The organism is Bacillus clarus, from assembly GCF_000746925.1.
Classification (GTDB): domain Bacteria; phylum Bacillota; class Bacilli; order Bacillales; family Bacillaceae_G; genus Bacillus_A; species Bacillus_A clarus.
In genome coordinates, this window is the sequence record NZ_JMQC01000008.1 from 614056 (window position 1) to 638605 (window position 24550).

Sequence of the window (24550 nt, forward strand, 5' to 3'; positions counted from 1 at the left end):
TTAAATAAAACTTACACAATATTCTGTATTTACTCAATAAAAAGAGAACCTCTTTTTCCACAGTTCTCTCTATTCACAAATATATTAAGCCACTTTTTTTAATACAAAAACAGAAAGCTCAGGCATACTCCAAAACCTAATAGGCATTCGGGTCGTTCCAATTCCACGATTCACGTATAAATATAACGGTTTGCTGTTTCCTTCTAATTCATACATACCTTCAACATATTTTTCAGCTAACTTTGTCGTAACTAAAGGACCCATAAAGGGAAGTTGGACTTGTCCTCCATGACTATGCCCTGAAATTTGAAAATCCACTGGATATGTAGTCACTTTATCTACAACATCAGGTTCATGTACTAATAACATATTAAAATCTTCGCTCTTTAACTTTTTTAAAATCGAATCTATTTGCGGCTTCCCTAATAAGAAATCATCTAAACCTGAAATGGTAATATACTTACCGTTTTCTGTCTTAATTTTTTGCACTTCATTTACTAGAACAGAAAAACCAGCTTCCTCCATGTATCTTTTATAAAATAAACTTCCGCCACCGCCTCTATCATGATTCCCAAATACAGCATATTTCCCAAGAGGCGCATGGATTTTTCTCAATATACCTTTTGCCTCTTCTCTTTCCGAAGTATAAGATCCAAATTTATCAATTAAATCACCTGTAAAAACTACTATATCCGGACGTAATTCATTCATTTTTTTCACTAAGCCATCTAGCTGTTTAAGAGTAAATTCCGCTCCTAAATGTACATCTGAGAATTGCAATATTTTTTTACCATTAAATTCTTTAGGAATAGTAGAGGCCTCTATTTCATTCCATGTGACTGCTATTAATCTTCGCTCTATTTCTGTTGCATATATATAAATGCTCGCTGGGATAACCAATACACTTATGAAACTAACAATAATGATTTTCTTTAAAATCGATTTCTTCTTTTCTTTTTCTATATGATGAGTATTCATGTTTTCACCTCTAGATGTAGCTTAAAAGCTTTTTGTTACATTCATGTGACAACATGAATATAAGTAGTGTTTTCGTCAATGTGAAAAATAAAAAAAGCTGGCATTACATGCCAGCTTTCTTCCCTAATATTGAGACATTATTAGCAACATTTTTCTTTCATTGTTTTCATCATAGACATTGTAGATGACATCATCTCATCACACTCTATCATTTTGTTAATCATTTCTTTATTCATATCCATTTCTGATTCCATCATATTATTCATCATCATTTTCATACATTTCATTTCACACATCATTTTCTCCATGCTCATCATCATATTCATTGTACCTGCCATCATCATCTTTTCCATTGTTCATCCTCCTAAAATATATATTTTTTTTGTGTTACACTTAAAAATTCTTTTATTATGTCATAATTACCTTCGTTTTAAACGCATAATTTATTTCTATATATTTTTGCGAAAATTAGTTTTTTTCTTTCTAAAACACCTCCACTTTTTTACTATATTTACTATATTTTTCATCAATTTACTTTTAAAAGCATTCATTTTTACTATGCCAATATTGAGCAACTTTCTCTAGACTCACTCTATTCCCTTATCTAATACAGCTGCCTCTCTCCTTCACCACCACAATTTGACAATTTAATACAAATTTCATAACATATTTTTATGCCACATCATTTTATAAGAATATTCCTATTAATAACTCAATTCAATATTACGGGGGGATGCTTCATGTCTGTCTATACACCAGAAGAAATCACTACGTTAGCTGCTAATTCTGGAAGAAAAAAAGCCTATTTACCATTACTCTCTATGCTAATTCTCGGATTTTTTGGAGGTGCTTTCATTGCGCTAGGCTATTTACTCGATATTCATGTTATTGGAACAATGCCGAAATCTTGGGGATCATTTACTAGTTTTCTAGGCGCTGCTGTTTTCCCAATTGGTCTTATACTCGTTATCCTTGCAGGTGGTGAATTAGTAACTGGTAATATGATGACTGTTTCGATGGCCTGGTTTCAAAAAAAGATTACTTTATCTCGAGTGATAAGAAACTTAGTTATTATTACGGTTAGTAACTTTATTGGAGCTATGTTCGTAGCCTATTTTTTTGGTCATATTGTTGGATTAACAGAAGGAGCTTATCTATCAAAAACAGTGTCAATTGCCCAAGCTAAACTACATGATACACCACTACAAGCATTCATATCTGCTATTGGGTGTAATTGGCTCGTTTGTTTAGCTGTTTGGCTCAGTATGGGCAGTAAAGAACTTAGTGGAAAAATTATCGGTATTTGGTTCCCTGTTATGACCTTCGTGGCTATCGGATTCCAACACGTTGTAGCGAATATGTTTGTCATTCCAGCTGCTATTTTTTCTGGTCATTTGACTTGGGGTGATTATTTTCCAAACTTTATTGTCGTTTTCTTTGGAAACCTAGTAGGTGGTATGCTCTTTGTAGCGTTACCGTATTTCATAGCCTATAATAAACAGCAATCTTCACATAATAATGCGGCAGAAGCAAAGAAAAATTCACTATCTGCTTAAAATATACCTTTATCGCATTGTAAAAAAGCACTCTTTATTCCATTTTTTTCACGAATATATCTGCGTACACTTGTTCTCTGAGATTTTATACGTTATAATAACAACTTAAATAGCATTATTTACATATGAGGTGAAAACATGAATAAAACAGAATTAATTAAAAACGTAGCACAAACAGCTGAAATTTCTCAAAAGGATGCTACTGTAGTTGTACAAACTGTAGTAGAATCAATCACAAACACTTTAGCTGTTGGTGAAAAAGTTCAACTTATCGGATTCGGTACATTCGAAGTTCGTGAAAGAGCTGCTCGTACAGGCCGTAACCCACAAACAGGTGAAGAAATGCAAATCGCAGCTTCTAAAGTACCTGCGTTTAAAGCTGGTAAAGAATTAAAAGAAGCAGTAAAATAATAAAAAATAGCCTTCTCGCTTATGAGAAGGCTATTTTTTTCATTATATAATTAATAAAAATCTGTCCATTATGCTTCTTATTTTGTTCCTTTATTTTCAAAGAAATGCTTTGCCGTAATACTTGCCTCTATATAGATCTCTTTATCCCCTAATTTCATTGCTGCTTCTTCTAATTTTTGTAATAAGCGAGAAGCTATCCCTCTCCCTTGATGGTCTTTGTGCGTAAACAAGTGGTCTATGTAGTACTCATCATTATAACCCCAAAATCCAACTATCACTCCTTTATAATCAGCTATGTAACATATATTTTTCTCTAAAGAATTTAGCCAACTTTCTCTATCTAATCTTTCTGGTGCCCATGCATCTTACTGTAACGTATTATAATCCTTTGCATTAATTTTTACACTTTCTTCAATAGAATTTACGCAATGTCCACAAGACATGCCTTCAACTTTTAATGTTAATTGTTCCATTTCAAATCCTCCTCTTGTTATTTCATTGTTTGTTAACTACAATAAAGTATTACCATCCCCCCCTATAATAATCGATGGGTTTTAATCACAAATTTCTATTTTCTTTCCTTGTTGCTTTGGAATACAGTTTGATCAGAAAATGTTTTGCAAATCCTTATTTAGTGAGAACGAAAAAGAAGCCATTTTGAAAAAGATTAATCAAAATGGCTTCTTTTCGGATACACTCAACATGAGTTAAACTGAACACCAACAGCATGAATCACTCTTTTCTGATTGAACCTAAAACTTCCAAATAGTGTTGATTATACATAATGCCTAGCATATTCCCAAAGGGATCAACTACGGAGGCAGTAATGAACCCCTGACCACGAACTGTGGGTGCTTCGTGTTCTTTTGCTCCCATAGATAGCAGCTTCTCGAAAATCGCTGTCACATCGTCAACGTGCCAGTATACGATAGCACCACCGGCCGGTCTGGTCGTCGAACCATGGGGCGCATAGCGGCTATCGATCAGGCCCAACTCATGCTGATAGTCGCCAAGACGAAACTCGGCATATCCTGGACGTTCGAAGTATGGGGTGATGCCCAACAACGCGGCGTACCACTCCTTTGCCGCCGCTAAATCAACCGCCCAAAAACTGACAGTGGTGAGTCCTCTTAATGTCTTTGTGTCGCTCATAATCGTTTTCCTCCTCAATGTTGAGTAAGTAACTATTATCAATATTAGGGGCGCCGGATAATTTCCTAGTTGCTTTTCCTAAAGCTATTGTAAACATCTAATGCTGACAACAGTATTTCAGTGGAAATGAATATTTTTTCAAAAGTACTTTGAACATTTATTCATTTGTTTAATTTCGTTTTACCGACGAATGGTCCCTTCTTTTATTCAAAAAATGGCCCTTTAAAGGAGTAACATGACTGGAGTTTCACAAGAGAAAAAAAGAAAATCCTGTTTAAATTAATACAGGGTTTCCATTAAGCTTTTTCATAGAAATACATGAGACCTTCACTTCGTTTAAAGAAGAGGATCTTCTTTAAACGATAAATATCGATAAAAAAACAAGCTAGTCAAATACTAGCTTGTTTTTAAGCCTTTGAAAAACGCTCAAATACTGTCATTAACTCTTCAATTGCTTCGTCACCATTCCCATTTTTAATAGCGTCAGAAACACAATGACTTGTATGATTTTTCAGGACACCCATCCCTACTTTTTTCATCGCTGCGTTAATAGCTGAAATCTGTACTAAAATATCGACGCAATAACGATCATTTTCAATCATATTTTGAATACCACGTACTTGCCCTTCAATTCTCTTTAATCTATTTATAATTTGTTCTTTTTCTTTTTGCGATCTATGCGTAGTAGCTGCTTCATGCTCTTTATGATCCATATTATCACCTTCTTAAAGTTTCTCTTTATTCATATAAAAATAATATCTTTACGAGTATATCAATTATAGCATTAAATATCTATGTGTTGATACCCTATATACGTATCAAACAACCATATAATCATTGTTAACAAACCACTAGAGTTTCAGACATAACCACTATTATACCCTTTACCTTTTTTCAAAGACACTATGAAAGCTTAATGCAAATACAATAAGAAAAAAGCCTCAATTAAAAAACTTAAATTGAGGCTTTTTGTTTCCTATTTATATGTTCACTTATCGTTGATCACATACTTTTGTATCATTAACTACAGAAGTTCCTTCAACGGTAACCGTATGAAAACACTCATTTACACGTACTGTGACCACATTATCTTGCCGATCAATCATATGATACTCATTAAAATGTTTATTCAGTGCACTACGAATTTGTTCCCCTTCAAAAATTAGAATACCATGCGATAAAACCCAAATGAGACCAGCAATACCAAGAATAGTTTTCATACGACCAACCTCCTTGAGAATAAAGTGAAACTTCCATCACCAATCCGGCTCGTACTTCCTTCGAGCAGAAGCATAAATTCAATTCGTCTATTTTATGTTTATGCTAAATGTGACAGTTTTGTGACAACTTTATTTTTTAGAAGTGATCGTTCTTTCTCCAACTGAAAAAAGTAGCGTTTTTCACGCTACTTTTTTCATGTAATCATTCATCTTATTTCTACAGGAAAAGAAAACTTCGAGAAAACTTCCCATACAAGCTCACTTCTACTATATACACCTACTTTATTAAAAATGGATTTCAAATGATCTTGAACTGTATATTTAGAAATTCGCAACTCCTCTGCTAATTCTTTAGTTGTCATTCCTCTAAGTATCCCATCTATTACTTCCTTTTCTCTTAATGAAAGGTTATAAGAGTCGACAATAAGCAGAAAAGCATCTTCTGGTCTTGCCATTTCCAATAACACAACATAACAATTCGCCAAACTACTATAGCATTCCAGTTTACTAGCACGAATAACTATACATTGCCCACTTGATAACCTCATACAAACTTTTTCTTCTTTACTCATTAATTCTTTATCATTTTGGTTTGCCTTCACTCGTGAACAAACAGCACGTATTGGTCTTGGTAAATCTTCCTCGTTTAATATAGCAGTACCAGTCTCTATCTTTTCAATTCTTTCAGCTGAACATACTATAAAAACACGTCTTAATGCATCTCCAACTAAAGAAATAATAGTTGAAAGATACAAGCACTCATCATAATGAAATAGAGCATTTGTATTACTCCGAAATAAACTAAGATGTCCAAAGCATTTCCCTTTACTAATAAATACAACTCTTACTTCATCCTGAAAACCTGCTGGCATTAAAATATTACGATATCTTGAACTTTTTATCCGGTTGCCATCGGTAGCATTATGTAAGGAAGATACATAATGACCTTTTAGAACAAGATCTTTAAATTTATTATAGTCTTCTTCTAAAAACTCATTCATGAACAACTCTGGATGAATTTTTTCAATACTTGCATCTGTATATGCCCCAGTAGATAAAAAAATATTAGGGTCAATTGTCGTAAAACACGCTGCCTCAAATGGAATCGCCTTACTTACTATTTTTAAAAACTCTTCTTGAAACTGATTGATTGTATTCATATTATTCGTTAATAATGTAATTTCTTTCGTCACCTTTTCATAAATACTCTTCACCTATATACCCCCAGATTTATGGTATTGTTTCTCCTAATCATTTCATAATAGAACTATCATTTAAAAGAGGAGGACAAATAATGAGTTGGAATGACTCTACCGTAAATACGTACGAACGAACAATTCCATTGAAAATCCCTGGGTATTTTACCCTTTATGAAACGCTTAATCATTTCTTATTTCCTATGCTTCCGTTAGAAACCTCCGCTCCACGCATATTGGTTATTGGCGCTGGTGGTGGTCAAGAAATAATTTCAATGGGTAAACAAAATCATACCCTCGAGTTTACAGGTATTGATCCATCCAAGCTAATGTTACAGTTAGCAAAAAAGAGGATTGAAAAAGAGGAACTACAAAACCATATTCATTTTATACACGGAACTGTCCGTTCATTATTACCAAATTCGTTATTTGATGCTACTACTTGTATGCTTGTCCTTCATTTCATTCCAAACATTACTCAGAAAAAAGAATTTCTTAAAGAAATTAGCCGCCATTTAAAACCTGGTGCACCATTCTTCCTCTCTACGATAAATGGTGTACGTCATACAAATATATTTTCTGTACAATTGAATGCTTGGCGACACCATATGTTACAAAATCAAATCCCATCAGAAGATTGGGATCGATTTGAAAATTCTTTTGGAACAGAAATGTTTCCTATTTCCGAGACAGATTTACTAGCTATTATGGGGGGAATGTGGTTTTACTCAAATCACTCGTTTTTTCACTAGCTTTTTAATTGATGGATACGTGGCAATAAAGCAATAACGAAAAATATTACTATATGAAAAAAGGTAAGCAATAGCTTACCCTTTTTCATATACACCTTCTATACATGACTAATAAATCTTAGCCCTTTACTTAAAGAGGTTGGTACGACAGACGCGTGATTCTCTCCTTCAGCCTCATAAAACTTAAATCTAAATTTATCATGTTGCAATTGAAGGAAACGTTCTGATAATGCATTTGCATCTACAACCATATGCTCTCTTTCCAATCCACCAACTGTAAGAAAGACTCTAGCTTCAGCATTCTCTTTATTTAGCTCTTTTATAAATGTACCTTCCTTTTCAAGGACAGATTGATTATTCCACCAAATAGACGGACTACTAATGAAATAATTTTGAAAAGCGTTTATGTTTGTAAATAATACATGCAGTGCAAATAACCCCCCAAGGGAATGACCAAATATCGTTTGTTTTCCCCTATCAATTTCAAAACTATTTTCAATTTGAGGCTTCAATTCTTCTTCAATAAATTTCAAAAAGTTATGTGCCCCGCCTGATTTAGGCCACGGCTTACCGTCTGGTTTTAGTGGTGCATTCTCTGAAAGTATGGATGGCGTAAAATCATAGCACCTTTCAGCACCTGAAAATGCTCCTTTAATCGGATAACCAATACCGACTACGATAGCTGGCGAAACACCTGTTTTTTCTGCTCTTACTGACTGAATTTTAATTGCTTCATGAAACGTTTGAAAAAAAGCATTACCATCTAATACATATATGACGGGATAACCGGAATCAGGCGCTGGCTGTTTCGGTTTTGAAATATGAATTTGATACTCACGATTCTCTACTGTTGAGTATATCTTCCACTGTTCTGTATTCGACGTTATAATTTGTTGTTTTTCGATACCAGTGTTCATTGCATGCTATCCTCCTCTTAGCTTGTTACATACATTTCTGCCTTTTCTTCTTGAAACACACTATCGTAACCAAAACAAACGGGAGCACCATTATACGGATCTATCATTACCCTTGCATCTATATGAAACACATTTTTTAACACTTCATTTGTTATGATTTTCATTGGATTCCCCGTTGTAATAATCTTTCCTTCTTTCATCGCAATAATTTCGTCAGAAAATCTAGCTGCATGGTTAATATCATGTAACACCATGACAACCGTACAATTATGCTCCCTATTCAACTTCTCAACTATTTGCAACACTTCTAATTGATGGGACATATCAAGGTATGTAGTTGGCTCATCTAATAATAAAACTTCTGTTTCTTGTGCTAACGCCATCGCTAACCATACCTTTTGTCTTTGTCCACCCGATAAATTTGCAATTTGCCTTGTACGGAATGCTGATGTTTTTGTAATATCTAATGCCCAATCAATCATTTCTTTATCTTTTGACGTTAGCTTATTCACGTTATTACGATGGGGATAACGCCCATAAGAAATTAACTCTTCTACTTTCAGCTCTCCTGGAGCAATAGGATTTTGCGGAAGTAAAGCTAATTGTTTTGCGATTTGCTTCGTTGAAATCGTATTTAAATCCTGTCCTTGTAAATACACTTTACCGCTTTTTTGTTTTAAAATACGCCCCATTGTTTTTAGTAATGTAGATTTTCCGCAGCCATTTGGTCCTATAATCGTCGTTACTTTTCCTTCTTGTATTTCCACATTTAAATCACGAAACACCGTCAGTTTCTCATAACTCGTTTCTAAGTTTTCTGCACTTAAAACATTCACTTTTTATCCCCCCCTTACGCTTTCGCCTTGTAAAGTAAATATAAGAAATACGGCACACCGACAATTGAAATAACAATCCCAACTGGCAATTCTACAGGTGTAAATATTGTTTTCGCAATAAAATCAGAAGCGATGACAAGTAACATGCCTATTACTCCACATACAGGAATAACATGCTTATGCTGAATACCGACAAGGCGCTTAGCAATATGTGGTGCCATTAATCCAACAAATCCAATACTACCTGAAAAAGCAACACACGCACTTACTAACCCAATACTACTTAATAATAAAATAGATTTTTCTCTCTCTACTGAAACTCCTAAACTTGTAATACTCGTCTCTTCCAATTGGAATAAATCGAGTAAATACGCTTTTCTTTTTATAATAGGTATTAATATAATGAGCCATGGCAACATAGCAACAATATATTTCCAGTTTGCACTATATATACTTCCAGAAACCCAAACAGCTGCCATTTCAAAATCAGTTGCTTTCATTTTCAGTGATAAATACATAGAAAATGCCCCAAATCCTGATCCTATTGCAATTCCTGTTAGTAAAAGACGCTGCGAATCTAATTTCCCATTCCGCCAAGAAAATATGTAAATTAATACAGCTGCACCTAACCCGCCAATTAAGCCGAACATCGGCATCATCATAATAGAAATCCAATCAGTACTTTTTATTTGTCCTTGGAAGAAGAACATAAAAATTACAATTGCAGTTCCTGCACCAGCATTTACTCCTAAAATACCTGGATCAGCTAAACCGTTTCTTGTAATCCCTTGAATAACAGCACCAGCAACGCCAAGCCCTAATCCTACTAATCCAGCAATTACAATTCGAGGAAGTCTAAAATCAAATATAACTAAATCATGTTCAGGTACAGGATCAATCCGAAAAATCGTTCGGAATACGTCCGTAACCGTAATATCAAATGTACCATTCGTTAAACTAATATAAATCGCACACAAAATTAAAAATATACTAATGCCCATAGTCATTACAAAACGTTGACTTGAACTTTTAAGCATGTCTCTCTCCTCCTCTTGTACGAATTAAATAAAGGAAGAAAGGAATCCCAATTAAAGACGTAACGACTCCAATCGGTGTTTCAAATGGATAATTTATAAATCTACTTAATACATCACATAAAGCTAGAAAAACCCCACCAATAACTCCAGAACACGGTACAATCCATTTATAATCTACGCCAATTAAAAAGCGAGTAATATGAGGAATAATTAATCCCACAAAACCAACTTTTCCTACTAAAGCAACTGCCGTTCCCGTTAAAAAGATAACAGATAGAATTGCCATCGCTTTTACTAGTTTTGTACGTTGACCTAAATTAATAGAAACCTCTTCTCCTAAAGAAAGAATTGTAATAGATTTCGATATTAAAAGCGCTAAAATAATGCCAACTACACCAAAAGGTATCGTTAACTTAATTATATTCGGATCTACTTGATCTAGCTTGGCATTGAACCAAAAACTAACATTTTGAGAAATTTGAAAATAAGAAGCAATTGCAGCGGAAACACTACTTAAAAATGTACCTATAACAGTTCCTATAATTGCTAATCTTACTGGCGATAATCCATTTCGCAGTAGTGATCCGAATCCGAAAACAATTCCAGCTCCTAGCGCAGATCCCACCATCGAACATAAAATCATATTGATCGAAGACATTCCTGGAAGGAATACCATGCAAATTGTAATTGCAAAAGCTGCTCCATCCGTCACACCCATAATAGAAGGGGATGCAAGATAGTTTCTTGTCATCCCCTGCATAAGTGCTCCTGATATCGCTAGAAATGCTCCTACTAAAAGAGCTGCAACTACCCTTGGTAAACGAGAAGTAATAATAATATTGTGATTTACATCGCCCGAATCAAAATGGAATAATGCATTCCAAACTGTTTCAACATCAATGTTTTTCGCCCCATATAAAATAGAAAGTATAACTGTAAGTAAAATCAGTATGGGTGCTACACATAAAAACGTTACTGGTACCGAATTTGTTTTCTGCATATCATTCAACGCACCTTACTTATTTAATTATTTAGATAAGTTTTTTACTGCTTCTTTTAAGAACGCTGTTTTACTCCAAGCTGTACCACCTTGCGCCATTGGATCTACAGCATTTACAAATACTTTCTTATCTTTTACAGCATTCATACTTTGCCAAATTGGATTACTTTCGATTTCTTCTAGCACTTTTGGCTTATTATTTTCACTTTCCTCATATTGTAGGAAGACATAATCTGGGTTGACTTCAGCAAGTTTTTCTAAAGAAATTTTTTCTTGTGCTTTTACAGATTTAATTTGCTCTGGAACAGTTAAACCTAAATCTTTATAAATTACAGGATTGAAGTATACTCCCTCTGGGTAAAGGTATAAGTCATTCGCTCTTAGCCTTATTACAAGCACCTTTTTATCTTTTAATTTACCTCCAATCTTTTCTTTTGCTTTTTCGGCATCAGCTTTGTAATCTTTAATAATTTTTTCTGCTTTATCTTTTTTACCAGTTAGTTCTCCCATTAATTTCAGGTTATCTTCCCAATTTGTCGAAACGTGCGATACCGGTAACGTTGGGGCTACCTTCGTAAATTTTTCAGCTGTTTCTGCTGGAAATTTCGTACTAGATGTAATAACATCTGGTTTTAACTGAAGTAATGTTTCAAAATTCGGTTGCATTTTCTCACCGATAGATTTTGCACCTTCTAAATCTTTCGCAAGATACGTTGGCAATTTGCCACCTACAGTAATTGCACCTACTGGTTTAATACCAAGTACTGCTGCATCTTCCATAGATTCTAAACTAGCTGTTGCAATTTTATCCACTTTCGCAGGTACTGTATATTCTTTTCCTAAGTATGTAATTTTTTGCTTCTCATCTTTTTTCGTTTCAGTCGCTTTTGTTTGTTGTTTTTGTTCCCCAGAAGTTTTGTCCGCACTATTACATGCTGCTAAACCTACACTTAAAACTGTAACCATCCCTAATGTAAATAATTTCTTATTCATATATATCTCCTCTCAAAATCTTAGAATATATTATTTTAATAATGATCTTTAATTATATGAAACATATTTCTTATCTATATTTCTTATCTATATTTCATGTCATTAACAAATCTACCTCAAATGAAAGCTCATTCTCGTTCACTTCCCCTAATATCAAATTCTTTTCCACCCTCATCCCATAATAATTACAATCGTTATCGGTGATAATGATTATCGTTATTAAGTATATAGTTAATATTCTATTATTTCAAGAATGATTTGAAAAATTTTAACAAACAGAATCAAAAAAAGTATCTATCTTTATTATTGATAGATACTTCTTCAACGAGTTCATTTTAAAACTCCATACGTAATTCAACAGGACAATGATCTGATCCTATTACTTCACTATTAATTTTTGCATCGATTATTTTATTTTTTAGCCTTTCAGAAATCACAAAATAATCTAAACGCCATCCAATATTTTTCGCCCTTGCCCCCATACGATACGACCACCATGAATATGCGCCTTCTTTGTCAGGATATAAATAACGATACGTATCAACAAATCCTTCTTCTAAAATACGCGTGAATTTTTCTCTTTCTTCATCTGAAAATCCAGGGTTTTTTCGATTTGTTTTCGGGTTTTTTAAATCAATTTCTTTATGAGCGACATTCAAATCCCCACAAAAGATAACTGGTTTCTTTTCATTTAATCGCTTAATATACGATAGGAATGCATCCTCCCATTCCATTCTGTAATCTAAACGTTCTAACCCTCGCTTCGCATTTGGTGTATACAGCGTTATCATGTAAAAATCTTCGAACTCTAATGTAATGACTCTTCCTTCTTGATCATGCTCTTCGATTCCTAAACCGAATGTAACAGAAATCGGTTTCTTTTTTGTAAAAATTGCGGTTCCCGAATATCCTTTTTTCACAGCATAATTCCAATAGGTATAGTATCCTTCTAAATCTAGATCAATTTGTCCACTTTGTAATTTAATTTCTTGTAAACAAAAAATATCTGCGTTAGATTCTTCTAAATATTCTATAAATCCACCTTTTGCGATAACTGCTCGCAAACCATTTACATTCCATGAAATAAACTTCATTCATGCTCCTCCTCTTGATGTTCATTTTCAAATTTCATGCTAACACAAAATAGAAAAACTATCATATTTTCATCTTTGTAATCTTGCTCTTACATTCGTAATTGCGTACATATGTACTTCGTTCAGGTTATACTAATTTCGGAGGTGATTCGCTTGTGGCATAAAGATGCACATTTAGAAAGTAAGGAATATCCCTTAACAGCTGAGTACTGGCAAGCCATCATTCATAACGACTCTTCGTACGATGCTACATTTTTTTATGCAGTAAAAACAACGGGTATTTTTTGTCGTCCATCATGTAAATCAAGAGTGCCTAATAAAAACAATGTAAAAATATTTCTTCATGCACAGCAAGCGCTGCATGAAAAATTCCGTCCATGCAAACGTTGTAAACCAAATGGACTAACCTTACCAAATGAAGAGTGGGTAAAGCAAATTAAAGAGTATATGCAAAACCATTATTGTGATGCATTAACTTTAGACATACTCGCAGAAATGTGCCACGGCAGCCCTTATCATTTACAACGTACCTTTAAGCGAATTGTAGGCATTAGCCCGACCGATTATATACAACAATTAAGAATTGCAAAAGCGATGGAATATCTAACGCATACAAGTCAATCCATTACGGAAATTAGTCATGCTGTTGGCATAGAAAACTCGGCTCATTTTGCAACTTTATTTAAAAAGAAAACAGGATTTACCCCTACTGAATATCGAAAAACAAATGTTACAAACGAGGAATGATGAAATGGAATCAAATATAAATAAAACGATATATTGGACATTGTTTGTTCATGAAAATTGGCAGCTGCATGTTGCAGCAACTTCAAATGGATTATGCTTCATCGGATCGCAAAAGCAAACTTTTGAAGAACTAACTACTTGGGCTAGTAAAAAACTTCCACAGCATACATTAGTTCAAAGCCATACCCGCTTACAACCATATATAAAAGAACTCATCGAGTATTTCGAACATAAGCGAAAAAACTTTACATTTCCTATCGAGGCTTATGGGACATCTTTCCAATTAACTGTATGGAATGCATTACGTGAAATTCCTTATGGGAAAACTTATTCATATTCTAATATTGCAGAATGGATTCAACAGCCAAAAGCAGTACGTGCTGTCGGTACCGCAATCGGGGCAAATCCTCTCCTCATTACAATTCCTTGCCATCGCATTTTAGGAAAAAACGGAAAGCTAACTGGCTTTAGAGGTGGTCTAGAAATGAAAAAAGAACTATTAAAGTTAGAAACACTATAGGGGGTTCATAATGACAGAAACTATAATTCCTGATGAATGGGATGCTCCCTATTTTATCGGCACAAAATTATCAAAAGACTATTGCTTTCCTTGGTGTAATCAACAAAAAAATTCAGATGCCATTATAAAATTTGAATCTAGAAAATTAGCTGAACAGGCTGGTTACACATCTTGTAAAACGTGTTGTCCTCACCTTCCATATGGTGCATGGAAAGATGACGGCAACACGTTAATATTAATCGCTCCGAAAGAATTTAGCTTTAAGGAAAACGTACGCTACCTTTCGCGTTCTAAAAATGAGTGTATGTTTCGTATTGAAGATAACAAAATCTATAGAGTCGTTCCTATACAAGGAGTAAATCCTTTAATTGAAACAAGTATAAATACTGCGGGAAATATTCAAATACGCTTTTTAAGAGATGCTATTCCTTCACAAAAGTGGATTCGCGCTATAGTAGCGAAGTATGTATGGGAGTGGTTTGATTTAGATATAAATTTAATTCCCTTTTACAACTTAGCCAAGTATGACCCTCTCCTTCAAAAACCAATTAAAGACTATTATGGACTTCGCAATATGGGGATTCCCGACCTATTTGAAGCACTATGCTGGGGGGTTCTCGGTCAACAAATTAACCTCGCCTTCGCCTATACTTTAAAGCGACGTCTTGTTGAACAGTTTGGCGAATGTATAGAATGGAACGGAAGAAAGCATTGGCTCTTCCCATCCCCAGAAGTAATTGCAAATATAGATGTAGAAGACTTAGCCAAATTAAAAATGACGACTAAAAAGTGTGAATACTTAATCGGAATTGCACAACTCATTGCGGAGGAAAAGTTATCAAAAGAATCTTTATTACAAATAAAAGATTTCAAGCAAGCTGAGAAACTACTAACGAATATCCGTGGCGTGGGGCCCTGGACGGCTAATTATGTTTTAATGCGTTGCTTACGGTTTCCATCCGCCTTCCCAATTGATGATGTCGGTCTACATAATGCAATAAAATTTTTAACAGGTGCAGAAAATAAACCAACTAAAAATGAAATAAAAGAATTTGCTTCACGCTGGACAAATTGGGAATCTTATGCCACCTTTTATTTATGGCGTGTTCTATATTAAAATCTTCTAACAAAAAAGTAGATAGGCTAAACTATCTACTTTTTCGCATGTAAAAACTTCACACATACTGGTTCTGGCACACTTATTCTATGCTGCATGAGTGTTAATTTCCCTGTCAATTGATTTCTCGCAAATAAAGTAAGCGCATTAGATTTTTCATTGGCCGCAACAATAAACTTTTCTGTCGGATCTAAAGAGAAATCACGTGGCCAATTTCCCTCTGTCGATACTGTTTCAACAAAGATGAGCTCTCCTGAATGTTGATTCACCTGAAAAACAGCAATGCTATTATGCCCTCTATTTGCTGCATAAACAAAACGGCCATCAGAAGAAATATGGATGGCACTTCCATAACTATTCTCACTATAATTCTCAGGTAACGTTGCTATGTACTGTATTTCTTTAAAACTACCTTTCTCTGCATCATATGCCAGCACAATAACCTCTGAACTAAGCTCTGTAATTACGTAAGCGTATTTTCTATTTGGATGAAATACAAAATGCCTTGGTCCACTACCAGGATGAACGGATAACCTATGAACTTCTATTAATTCTCCGCTATACTCTTTATATGTAATCAATTTATCAATTCCTAAATCAACTGCTATTACATATTTTTGATCAGGTGTAAAATTTGAATAATGGGCATACGCTTTTTCTTGTCTTTCTTCATTTGGACCTGATCCAAAATGCTCTACAATTGACGTAGCTGCACTCACACTCCCATTTTCCTTGTTCACCTTATAAGATTCAATTGTTCCTTTATGATAATTTGCTACTACTACAGTACTATTCTCTTGATTTACACCTATATAACAAGGAGATGCCCCATGTAAAAACTGTGTATTAATCACATCGAGATTTCTCGTTTCGTTATTTATAGTAAAGCTAGCGATTCCACCTAATGTATTATCCTTCGCAACAGAATAAAGGTACTGGTTGTTATGACTCATTGTTAAATACGTGGGACTGCCTACATGAGCTGCTAATTCTATACCTTTAATTTCTCCAACTGTTGTATCAAGTGTAAATTTATAAATGCCCTTACTATCCGCTTTCGTGTATGTGCCTATATACCCATGAAATTGATCTCCACTCATAACATTACCCCTTTCTAAAAATAGAAAATCTAATATATTTTCTACTATAGAATCGGAACTGTTCTATTGCATATAGTATATCATTTCAATAGAAAATTTTTACAACAAAAAAATCCAAGTAGCATTTCATACTACTTGGATTTCATTTTACGCTTGTTCTTCAAATAGTCTTACGATTTCTACAATAACTTGAACAGCTTTTTCCATATTATCTACAGAAACATACTCGAATTTACCGTGGTAGTTTTCTCCACCAGTGAAAATATTTGGTGTCGGTAATCCCATATATGATAATTGTGATCCATCTGTTCCCCCACGAATTGGGTGAATATTTGGCTCGATATCTAATTTTTTCATCGCTTCATAAGCAATATCAACAATTTCTCGAACTGGTTCGATTTTTTCAAGCATATTATAATACTGATCATTCATCTCTAATACAATAGCGTCTTCTCCATACTTCTCTTGCATACACTTCACAATGTTTTTGATGTTATCTTTACGCGCCTCAAAATTATTACGATCGAAATCTCGAATAATATAATATGCTTTATTTTGCTCAACATCACCATTTAAAGAAATTAAATGATAAAACCCTTCGTATCCCTCTGTATATTCCGGCGCCTCTTCTACTGGTAGTTGCCCATGAAACTCCATCGCAAGTTTACTTGCATTACGCATTTTATTTTTCGCTGTTCCAGGGTGTGTATTTGTTCCTTTAAAGGTTAATTTTGCGCTTGCAGCGTTAAAACTTTCATATTCTAATCCGCCTAAAGGACCTCCATCCATCGTATAAGCAAATGATGCTCCAAAAGCGTCTACATCAAAATGAGATGGACCGCGGCCAATCTCTTCATCCGGTGTGAACGCTACTCTAATCTTACCGTGCTTAATTTGCGGATTATGTAATAAATAGTTCATCGCAGTCATGATTTCTGTAAGACCTGCTTTATCATCAGCCCCAAGAAGTGTTGTCCCATCTGTTGTTATAAGCGTATGTCCTTTATAAGATGGTAATTCAGGGAACTGTTCAGGTGTTAACACAACATTTAACTCTTCATTTAACGTAATAGCATTACCATCAAAGTTTTCATGAATTTGTGGTTTCACATTTTCCCCAGTAAAATCTGTTGCTGTATCTAAGTGTGCTAAAAAACCGATAACAGGAACATCCTTATCCGTATTAGCAGGAAGTGTTGCCATTACATAGCCATTATCATCCATCGTGACTTCTGATAAACCAATCTCTTCTAACTCTTCCACTAACAACTTACCAAACTCAATTTGTCCAAGTGTTGATGGTACTGTATGACTTTCTTCGTTTGATTGTGTATCAACCTTTACATATCTCGTAAATCTTTCAATAAGTTCTTGTTTCAAATTCGTTCACTCCCTTTTTATCATTCTTTCTCTATTATAATCCGTATAATGAAATATTTTAACTTTTTTGACTGTAAAGATATATATTCCATTTACATCGTTAACGACTTAGAACACATCGCAAAAAGACATAATATTTGTACATTTAAATCCCAACATGTAATATACATAATTATATAATATGGGAGGATCAAAAGATGAGGCTAACTCTCTTTCGTTATTTTCTTTTTTTCTTAGGATTAATTTTCTTTGGGCTCGGAAATGCTCTTGCAGTCAAGGTTAAATTTCTCGGTTTACATCCTTGGGAAGTTTTAAATATGGCTCTCTATCAACAGTTTGGATGGACAATTGGTACTTGGAGTGTTATATGCGGATTATGTCTTGTTCTTATTTCTTTACTAGTAGATCCGAAATATATAAACGTAGGTACGTTTTTGAATGCATTACTTATTGGCCCTATTATGGACTTTTTCTTACAATTAAATATCCTTCCGCATTCTACTCATTATTTATGGATAAACCTACTTATTTTATTTTCCGGTATTGTAATTACAGGCATTGGGGGCGGCATGTATGTTGCTGCTGGAATTGGCGCTGGACCTCGTGATGGGTTCATGCTTACCATTTCTGATAAAACAGGACTGTCTATTAGCCGTGCTCGTATCATTGTAGAATGCTTTGTACTAGTCATTGGATATATGTTAGGAGGCCCTGTTTTCATCGTAACTTTTCTATACACTTTTATCCAAAGTCCAATCTTTCAGCGCTCATTCAAAACGTTTCAAATGCTCTTACATAGTTTAGATAACAAAAACAAAAAACAAATGAGTGAAAATATATAAAATACAAGTAAATTATCTTTCGTTGGAGCTGGGCATGGACTTCCATCTACGTGTCTCGTAAACTCTAAATGATATTCTTCATCCGGTAGACCAAACATAACTCCATCATACTTAAGAACTTCAAACTTGTCCTCACAACACTACATTTACAATAAATAAAAAATGAATCTGACACAGTATCAGATTCATTTTCGTAATACATTATCTACAAATCGTCTCTAACCTAAAAATGTATTCCTAGCTAAGTCGAATAACGGTTAACGCAGCACCTACTGAACCCCCACCACCTAATAATGTAACAGCTCCCAATAAGCCAAATAATTGTAAAGTTAGTGTGTCGCCAGCAGTTAAATTTGTGATTACATCGTTATTAAAACTAGATGTAGCTACAACTGGCACAAGTATAGAACCGGGTATTGCAACACTGTTTAATAATAGCCTTGAGCTAACAAGCAATGCAGCTGTTGTATTAATTTGGTACGTTAAATAGTAACGCCCCGTTACAGGTACTGTAAAAGTATCATTCGTTCCATTCACTGTAAACGCATCTAAATTCTGATTGCTAGGCAAAGTTACATCCGTACCACCTACCACAACAGCAATAATACTTCCTGCTGTATTACCTGCATACATAGAATTCGCTGTAGCATTTGTTCCAGTCGATCCGGTTGGGCCGGTTGGGCCCGTTTCTCCCGTTGGACCCGTCGATCCGGTTGCACCAGTTGCTCCCGTTGGGCCTGTCGATCCTGTGGCTCCCGTTGGACCCGTTGAGCCTGTTTCCCCAGTTGCTCCCGTTGGACCCGTTGAGCCTGTTTCCCCAGTTGGACCGGTTACTCCCGTTTCTCCCGTTGGGCCTGTCGATCCCGTAGCTGTCATAGAAATTGCACATAACTTGATAACATGGTTGAATAAAAAAATAAATGCTATTCCTATTTATTTTTCATTAAACTAACGCTTTGATTTTCATTCTAACTTAGCTTATATTTCAACATAACCATCATATATCGCCTAAGCTTTTAATAATAAAATAACAACAGTATGCAATTTTACATTTATTTTTACACGCTGCTAAAAATCTATGACATTTGATAAGATAAATTACTACATAAATTTTCTCCCCGTTCCCTTAAAATAAAGTTTTAATTAAATAAAAACAAAATGTAACTATAATAGGTGCATCTATAATAAATTGAATTTTTTCAAAAGTGGTATACACTTTTCACCATTCATATTACGAAGATTTTTTCTAGAAAATCTGATACAATCATCCATAAGTAATATTCTTACGTATAGATAATACGTAAATAGCACAAACTTAAGAAGGTGATTTTATTGAAAACAACTACAAATTTACAATTCCGCATATTGATAACTACTTTAATATGTTATTTAGGATATTGCTTTATCCTTTTCTTTTTGTTTCCAAGCTATTTCTCAGATTTCAATGTACGTTTTTCTTCACTCATTGTTGAAACTATTACATTGATATCATTGATTTACTCTATATACTCAAAAAAAGTTAGTTCTGGGCCTTTTTGGATATGTATTGCGATCGCAACAGGCAGTTTCTTATTAGGAAAAATAGTATATACGTATCAAAACGCTTTTTTTCAACTCCCAATCCATCATTTTACTGTATCTGACGCATTTTACGTACTCTTTTTATTCTTCTTCCTTTTTGCTTTCTCATATAAAATCATGAAAGAATGCAACAAATGGGAAAAAGCTTTCTTTATTTGTGACATATGTATAGTCCTTACTGCCATATTCACACTAGAATGGTATATATTTAATCAACCGGATTTAAATATATTCTCGCTTTCAATCGGAGATGTTTTACTTGCCTTTCTTTATCCAATTGCAGATTTATTATTTTTATTGTTAGGAGCCAGCCTCTTTTTTCGTCCAACGATTTTCCATTCAAAGAAGAAAGTACATATCTTTATCTTCGTATTAATAAGTTCTGCAATATTGAACTATATTTATTTTTATTTAAATCAGCATTTATCATATGAAGCTATAGCGTTATTACGTCTTTTATATAGAGTACCTATATTACTCATTGCAATAGCTGGTTCTCTTTCAAAAGATTACAGTAGTAATAAAAAGTACTTTATTGTACATCCAACATTTGGACGCAAAGTTTTAGTTATATTCCCATACCTTACAGTTGCGATATTAATCGGATTTACACTGAAGGAGCAAACATCCTCTTCAACTCTCATTACAGGCAATTGTATCGCTTTTATTTTCGTACTTGTTCGTCATTCAATTGTGCGCATGCAAAATAACAAGTTAACTCAACATTTACAAGCGTTTAATGCTAAGTTAGAGGAAAAAATCACTTTAAGAACTTCAGATTTAGTTAAACAATCAGATGCTTTATCGCAAAAACAACAAAGGTTCAAGTCGTTATATGAATATCATCCTGATCCGATCTTTACTATTGATTTACATGGCGTATTTTTAAATGTAAACAAAGCTGGAAGTATTTTACTTGGTGCACCTACGAATGAGTTACTTGGTGAAACATGTTTTTCCATTATTTTAGATGAAGATAAGCATAAGCTTGCCTTCGCATTAGAGCAAGTTAAAAAACAAAAATCAACATCTGTACAGCTCCGTTCTCAATATAAAGATGGATTTACTTATTTTTTATATGTAACCATCGTTCCTATTATGATTGATGGTCAAATTTCTGGAAGCTACATTATGGTGAAAGATATTACTGCATTAAAACAACAGCAACAAGAAATTAAATATTTAGCATTTCACGATACTGTTACTAAAACCGGAAATCGAGCATTTTTTCATAAAAAGTTAAAGCAAATCATACAAAATGCTCAAACGACGCAACGTGAATTTGCGCTGCTTTATTTAGATTTAGATCGCTTTAAAATTATTAATGATACACTTGGACATCCAGCAGGAGATTATGTATTAGAGGAAGTTGCAAAACGTTTTCAATTACATCTTCCATCACACGTTCCCTTATCAAGAATTGGCGGGGATGAATTTACAGTTTTAATTGAGGATTATACCGATCATGATTCATTATTACACCTATGCAATCAATTATTTGATGCAATAAAAACACCATTTATAGTAAATGGACATGAATTGAACTTATCACTTAGTATTGGTATCGCTATTTATCCATTTTCCGGAATCGATGCCACTACACTTCTAAAACACGCGAATGTTGCTATGTACGACGCTAAGAAAAAGGAACTGAATGCGTTCTCTATTTATGACGAGGTAATTGCTAAAAGAATTGAAAGGCGGTTACGATTAGAAAAAGATTTACCAAATGCTATTCAAAACGAAGAACTATTCCTTTTATATCAACCACAAGTTGATAGTAAATCGAATACAATCATTGGTGCTGAAGCACTTATTCGCTGGAATCATCCAGAATTAGGGCTTATTTCTCCATATGAGTTCATTCCAATTGCTGAAGAAACATCACAAATCATCCCAATCGGAAAATGGACGTTGCAAAAAGCGTGTGAACAAATGAAAGTTTGGCATACATCTGGCTATTCTAATTTGAAGATAGGAGTGAATTTATCCGCTACAGAATTTGAACAAGAAGACTTCGTGAACTCAATCTCTTCGACTTTAGCAGATACAAAATTACCAGCAAATCTTCTTGATTTAGAATTAACGGAACGAATTGCAATGATGGATGAAAAAGAAACCTTATTGAAACTACGCACACTAAAAAAATTAGGAATCCACATATCAATTGATGATTTTGGTACAGGCTATTCTTCATTAGCATACTTACCTTTATATCCAATTGATACTTTAAAAATCCCGAGAGAATTTATTACAATGTCTGAAACTTGTGATGATGGTAAAGAAATTATTAAAACAATTATTACTTTAGCACATACGCTAGAAATGTCAGTCATCGCTGAAGGGGTAGAGATGCAAGAGCACGTGGACTTCCTTGCACAAAATAAATGTCACTTTATTCAAGGATACTATTACAGTAAGCCTATTTATGCCAATGAGTTTACTGAGATGTTAGAAAACGGCATTCCCCAATAGTAAACTAAATGAGTACGAATGAATATCCAATAAAATCACATTTAAGTCTCTATGTTTTAACTCTATGCGGCATATAAGCGATATTGGTAATAGTGAATTCGAAAAACTATAGTAAAAAGGAAAGAAGCTCTCTTCTTTCCTTTTATTTCCCTACTTTATTTATTAAATCTACTAATTGATGAATTCCCTCATCATTTGTTTTCTTAAATCCATTCATGTTTTGAATATATTTCTCCTTATTTTCATATAGCACATTTACTGCATTTGTAAATGTGCTAATACTTATTCTATCTTGAAGTAATACTTCCGCATACCCTAGTCGTGCGAAATACTCAGCATTTAGAGCTTGATCACCTCTACTAGAACCACTAGTTAGTGGAATAAGCAGCATCGGTTTCTTCAAAAATAACAATTCAGAAATAGCAGTAGAACCCGCTCTGGAAACTACAACACTTGCCATATTCAGCATATGTGGCAACTCTTCCCCTATATATTCAAATTGCATATAACCTTCCATTCCAATAGCTGGGTCCACCTTCCCTTTACCACACATATGAACAATATTAAAGTTTACTAATAATGTATCTAAACTTTTCCTGACCATATCATTTATCCATTGAGCTCCTTGACTCCCACCCATTACTAACAATACTGGTTTATCTTCCCTAAATTTACAATAACTTCTTCCTCGTAATATGTTACCTCCCTCAATTTCTTCTCTCACAATCGGCCCTACATAAACCTTCTTCTCAGTACTTACATTACCCCCCGTTTGAGGAAACGTTGTGCATAGTTTTGTAGCAAAAGGCAATGCTATTTTATTTGAAAGTCCTAAAGTGCTATCTGGTTCACGTATTATTATAGGTACACTATTTAACCATGCCCCTATAACTACAGGAACTGATACAAATCCTCCAGCAGAAAAGATAACATCAGGCTTCATTTTCTTTATTAATTTATAACTTTGTAAACAACCGTGTATAATTTTAAAAGGATCTTTCAAATTCTCCCAATCCCAATATCTCCTAAGCTTCCCCGTTGAAATACTATTGTACTTAACATTTTGAACTAATACTTTTTCAATTCCATTTTGAGATCCAATATACTCGACTCTCCATCCCTTTTCTATAAATTTAGGAATCAATACAATATTAATCATAACGTGTCCGGCTGTACCGCCTCCAGTAAAAAGAATCGTTTTGCTCATAACTTATATCCACCTTTATTATTAAAATAATTGATACAAAAATCCCACTACTTACCTTTTATATGTAAGTAAGGCTATTATTTTTTTGATTCATAAAAATCTTTAACTCAAATCCTATATCTTGCAGAAGATCTTTTATGAGTTCATAAAATTCGTTTCCATACTCACTACATTCATGCTGAGCAAAGACTTGTATCACAAACTTCGTTTCCAACTCAACTGCTCGTTTTTTTTGATTCATCCTTTCGTCGTTTTCCACGTATACTCGAAATTTATTTATTGCCTCATAAAGACGCGAAATATGTTCTTCTTCATCTTCCCAATCCAACGTGTCAACAATTGAAAAATATAGCATATCTTGATTATTTATAGATTCGTAACAAGTCATATATTACTTACACCCTTTTATATTTTTCGTTGAATGCAAATTCATTTATTG

General features: G+C 34.1%; 24 protein-coding genes and 4 pseudogenes. 8 read left to right on the forward strand and 20 right to left on the reverse strand.

Going from position 1 to position 24550, the window contains the following annotated elements:
• Positions 1–84 precede the first annotated feature (84 nt).
• Together DJ93_RS03855 and DJ93_RS03860 are read right to left on the reverse strand one after the other, a co-directional pair.
• Positions 85–978, reverse strand: coding sequence for a metallophosphoesterase (locus DJ93_RS03855; protein WP_042979259.1), 894 nt, complete (start codon positions 976–978; stop codon positions 85–87).
• Between the two features lie 140 nt (positions 979–1118).
• A complete protein-coding gene (locus DJ93_RS03860; RefSeq protein WP_042979260.1) occupies positions 1119–1331 on the reverse strand; it encodes a hypothetical protein in 213 nt (70 codons plus the stop codon).
• 387 nt (positions 1332–1718) lie between these two features.
• Between DJ93_RS03860 and DJ93_RS03865 the strand changes: the two genes are divergently transcribed.
• Positions 1719–2534 carry a formate/nitrite transporter family protein gene (locus DJ93_RS03865; RefSeq protein ID WP_042979261.1) on the forward strand — a complete coding sequence of 272 codons (816 nt, stop codon included), beginning with the start codon at positions 1719–1721 and terminating at the stop codon, positions 2532–2534.
• Between the two features lie 138 nt (positions 2535–2672).
• Positions 2673–2945: an HU family DNA-binding protein gene (locus tag DJ93_RS03870; protein WP_042979262.1), complete on the forward strand. Its 273-nt coding sequence runs from the start codon at positions 2673–2675 to the stop codon at positions 2943–2945.
• Between the two features lie 19 nt (positions 2946–2964).
• Here the strand turns inward: DJ93_RS03870 and DJ93_RS33115 are convergent.
• From DJ93_RS33115 to DJ93_RS03895, 6 genes and pseudogenes are all read right to left on the reverse strand, one after another.
• Positions 2965–3343, reverse strand: a pseudogene (locus tag DJ93_RS33115) (GNAT family N-acetyltransferase); the annotation flags it as partial.
• Positions 3344–3418, reverse strand: a pseudogene (locus DJ93_RS33645) (cation transporter); the annotation flags it as partial.
• Positions 3419–3677: 259 nt separating this feature from the next.
• Entirely contained in the window at positions 3678–4097 is a 420-nt protein-coding gene (locus DJ93_RS03880) for a VOC family protein (RefSeq protein WP_042979263.1), read from the reverse strand.
• A 407-nt stretch (positions 4098–4504) separates the two neighbouring features.
• Positions 4505–4810: a metal-sensing transcriptional repressor gene (locus DJ93_RS03885; RefSeq protein WP_042979264.1), complete on the reverse strand. Its 306-nt coding sequence runs from the start codon at positions 4808–4810 to the stop codon at positions 4505–4507.
• Positions 4811–5089: 279 nt separating this feature from the next.
• Complete coding sequence (locus DJ93_RS03890) at positions 5090–5317, reverse strand: hypothetical protein (protein WP_042979265.1); 228 nt, start codon at positions 5315–5317, stop codon at positions 5090–5092.
• Positions 5318–5523: 206 nt separating this feature from the next.
• The gene (locus DJ93_RS03895) at positions 5524–6522 is read right to left on the reverse strand and encodes a helix-turn-helix transcriptional regulator (protein ID WP_042984138.1); all 999 of its coding nucleotides are present in this window, start codon (positions 6520–6522) and stop codon (positions 5524–5526) included.
• An 89-nt stretch (positions 6523–6611) separates the two neighbouring features.
• Here DJ93_RS03895 and DJ93_RS03900 point away from each other — a divergent pair.
• Positions 6612–7302, forward strand: a pseudogene (locus DJ93_RS03900) (class I SAM-dependent methyltransferase).
• A 61-nt stretch (positions 7303–7363) separates the two neighbouring features.
• Here the strand turns inward: DJ93_RS03900 and DJ93_RS03905 are convergent.
• The 6 genes from DJ93_RS03905 to DJ93_RS03930 form a co-directional block, all read right to left on the reverse strand.
• Positions 7364–8182 (reverse strand): alpha/beta hydrolase, encoded by an 819-nt coding sequence (locus DJ93_RS03905; RefSeq protein ID WP_042979266.1) that lies wholly within the window; start codon positions 8180–8182, stop codon positions 7364–7366.
• 17 nt (positions 8183–8199) lie between these two features.
• Positions 8200–9018 (reverse strand): ABC transporter ATP-binding protein, encoded by an 819-nt coding sequence (locus tag DJ93_RS03910; RefSeq protein ID WP_042979267.1) that lies wholly within the window; start codon positions 9016–9018, stop codon positions 8200–8202.
• A 14-nt stretch (positions 9019–9032) separates the two neighbouring features.
• Positions 9033–10055: a FecCD family ABC transporter permease gene (locus DJ93_RS03915; protein WP_042979268.1), complete on the reverse strand. Its 1023-nt coding sequence runs from the start codon at positions 10053–10055 to the stop codon at positions 9033–9035.
• The gene (locus tag DJ93_RS03920; protein WP_042979269.1) at positions 10048–11055 is read right to left on the reverse strand and encodes a FecCD family ABC transporter permease; all 1008 of its coding nucleotides are present in this window, start codon (positions 11053–11055) and stop codon (positions 10048–10050) included. The genes DJ93_RS03915 and DJ93_RS03920 overlap by 8 nt, the downstream gene beginning before the upstream one ends.
• A 27-nt stretch (positions 11056–11082) precedes the next feature.
• Complete coding sequence (locus tag DJ93_RS03925) at positions 11083–12048, reverse strand: iron-hydroxamate ABC transporter substrate-binding protein (protein WP_042979270.1); 966 nt, start codon at positions 12046–12048, stop codon at positions 11083–11085.
• Positions 12049–12383: 335 nt separating this feature from the next.
• Positions 12384–13142 (reverse strand): exodeoxyribonuclease III, encoded by a 759-nt coding sequence (locus DJ93_RS03930; RefSeq protein ID WP_042979271.1) that lies wholly within the window; start codon positions 13140–13142, stop codon positions 12384–12386.
• Positions 13143–13295: 153 nt separating this feature from the next.
• Between DJ93_RS03930 and DJ93_RS03935 the strand changes: the two genes are divergently transcribed.
• The 3 genes from DJ93_RS03935 to DJ93_RS03945 are packed head-to-tail and all read left to right on the forward strand — an operon-like array spanning position 13296 to position 15526.
• Complete coding sequence (locus DJ93_RS03935) at positions 13296–13889, forward strand: bifunctional transcriptional activator/DNA repair enzyme AdaA (RefSeq protein WP_042979272.1); 594 nt, start codon at positions 13296–13298, stop codon at positions 13887–13889.
• A 4-nt stretch (positions 13890–13893) separates the two neighbouring features.
• Complete coding sequence (locus tag DJ93_RS03940; protein WP_042979273.1) at positions 13894–14409, forward strand: methylated-DNA--[protein]-cysteine S-methyltransferase; 516 nt, start codon at positions 13894–13896, stop codon at positions 14407–14409.
• Positions 14410–14419: 10 nt separating this feature from the next.
• Entirely contained in the window at positions 14420–15526 is a 1107-nt protein-coding gene (locus DJ93_RS03945) for a DNA-3-methyladenine glycosylase family protein (RefSeq protein ID WP_080743342.1), read from the forward strand.
• Positions 15527–15561: 35 nt separating this feature from the next.
• Here the strand turns inward: DJ93_RS03945 and DJ93_RS03950 are convergent, their stop codons facing one another.
• Together DJ93_RS03950 and pepT are read right to left on the reverse strand one after the other, a co-directional pair.
• Complete coding sequence (locus tag DJ93_RS03950; protein ID WP_042979274.1) at positions 15562–16626, reverse strand: lactonase family protein; 1065 nt, start codon at positions 16624–16626, stop codon at positions 15562–15564.
• Positions 16627–16773: 147 nt separating this feature from the next.
• Positions 16774–18006, reverse strand: a complete 1233-nt coding sequence (gene pepT / locus DJ93_RS03955; protein ID WP_042979275.1) for a peptidase T — start codon at positions 18004–18006, stop codon at positions 16774–16776.
• A 197-nt stretch (positions 18007–18203) separates the two neighbouring features.
• Between pepT and DJ93_RS03960 the strand changes: the two genes are divergently transcribed.
• Positions 18204–18848, forward strand: coding sequence for a YczE/YyaS/YitT family protein (locus DJ93_RS03960; protein WP_042979276.1), 645 nt, complete (start codon positions 18204–18206; stop codon positions 18846–18848).
• On the opposite strand, the pseudogene DJ93_RS30020 reads toward DJ93_RS03960, so the two are convergent.
• A pseudogene (locus DJ93_RS30020) lies at positions 18842–18961 on the reverse strand (VOC family protein); the annotation flags it as partial. The gene DJ93_RS03960 and the pseudogene DJ93_RS30020 overlap by 7 nt on opposite strands.
• 124 nt (positions 18962–19085) lie before the next feature.
• Positions 19086–19724, reverse strand: a complete 639-nt coding sequence (locus tag DJ93_RS29600; protein WP_052109536.1) for a BclA C-terminal domain-containing protein — start codon at positions 19722–19724, stop codon at positions 19086–19088.
• Between the two features lie 456 nt (positions 19725–20180).
• Here DJ93_RS29600 and DJ93_RS03975 point away from each other — a divergent pair, with 456 nt between their 5' ends.
• Positions 20181–22904, forward strand: a complete 2724-nt coding sequence (locus DJ93_RS03975; RefSeq protein WP_042979278.1) for a sensor domain-containing protein — start codon at positions 20181–20183, stop codon at positions 22902–22904.
• A gap of 142 nt (positions 22905–23046) precedes the next feature.
• On the opposite strand, the gene DJ93_RS03980 is transcribed toward DJ93_RS03975, so the two are convergent.
• Positions 23047–24111: an undecaprenyldiphospho-muramoylpentapeptide beta-N-acetylglucosaminyltransferase gene (locus tag DJ93_RS03980; RefSeq protein WP_042979279.1), complete on the reverse strand. Its 1065-nt coding sequence runs from the start codon at positions 24109–24111 to the stop codon at positions 23047–23049.
• Between the two features lie 58 nt (positions 24112–24169).
• A complete protein-coding gene (locus DJ93_RS03985; protein WP_042979280.1) occupies positions 24170–24499 on the reverse strand; it encodes a DUF6572 domain-containing protein in 330 nt (109 codons plus the stop codon).
• Positions 24500–24550: the final 51 nt, after the last annotated feature.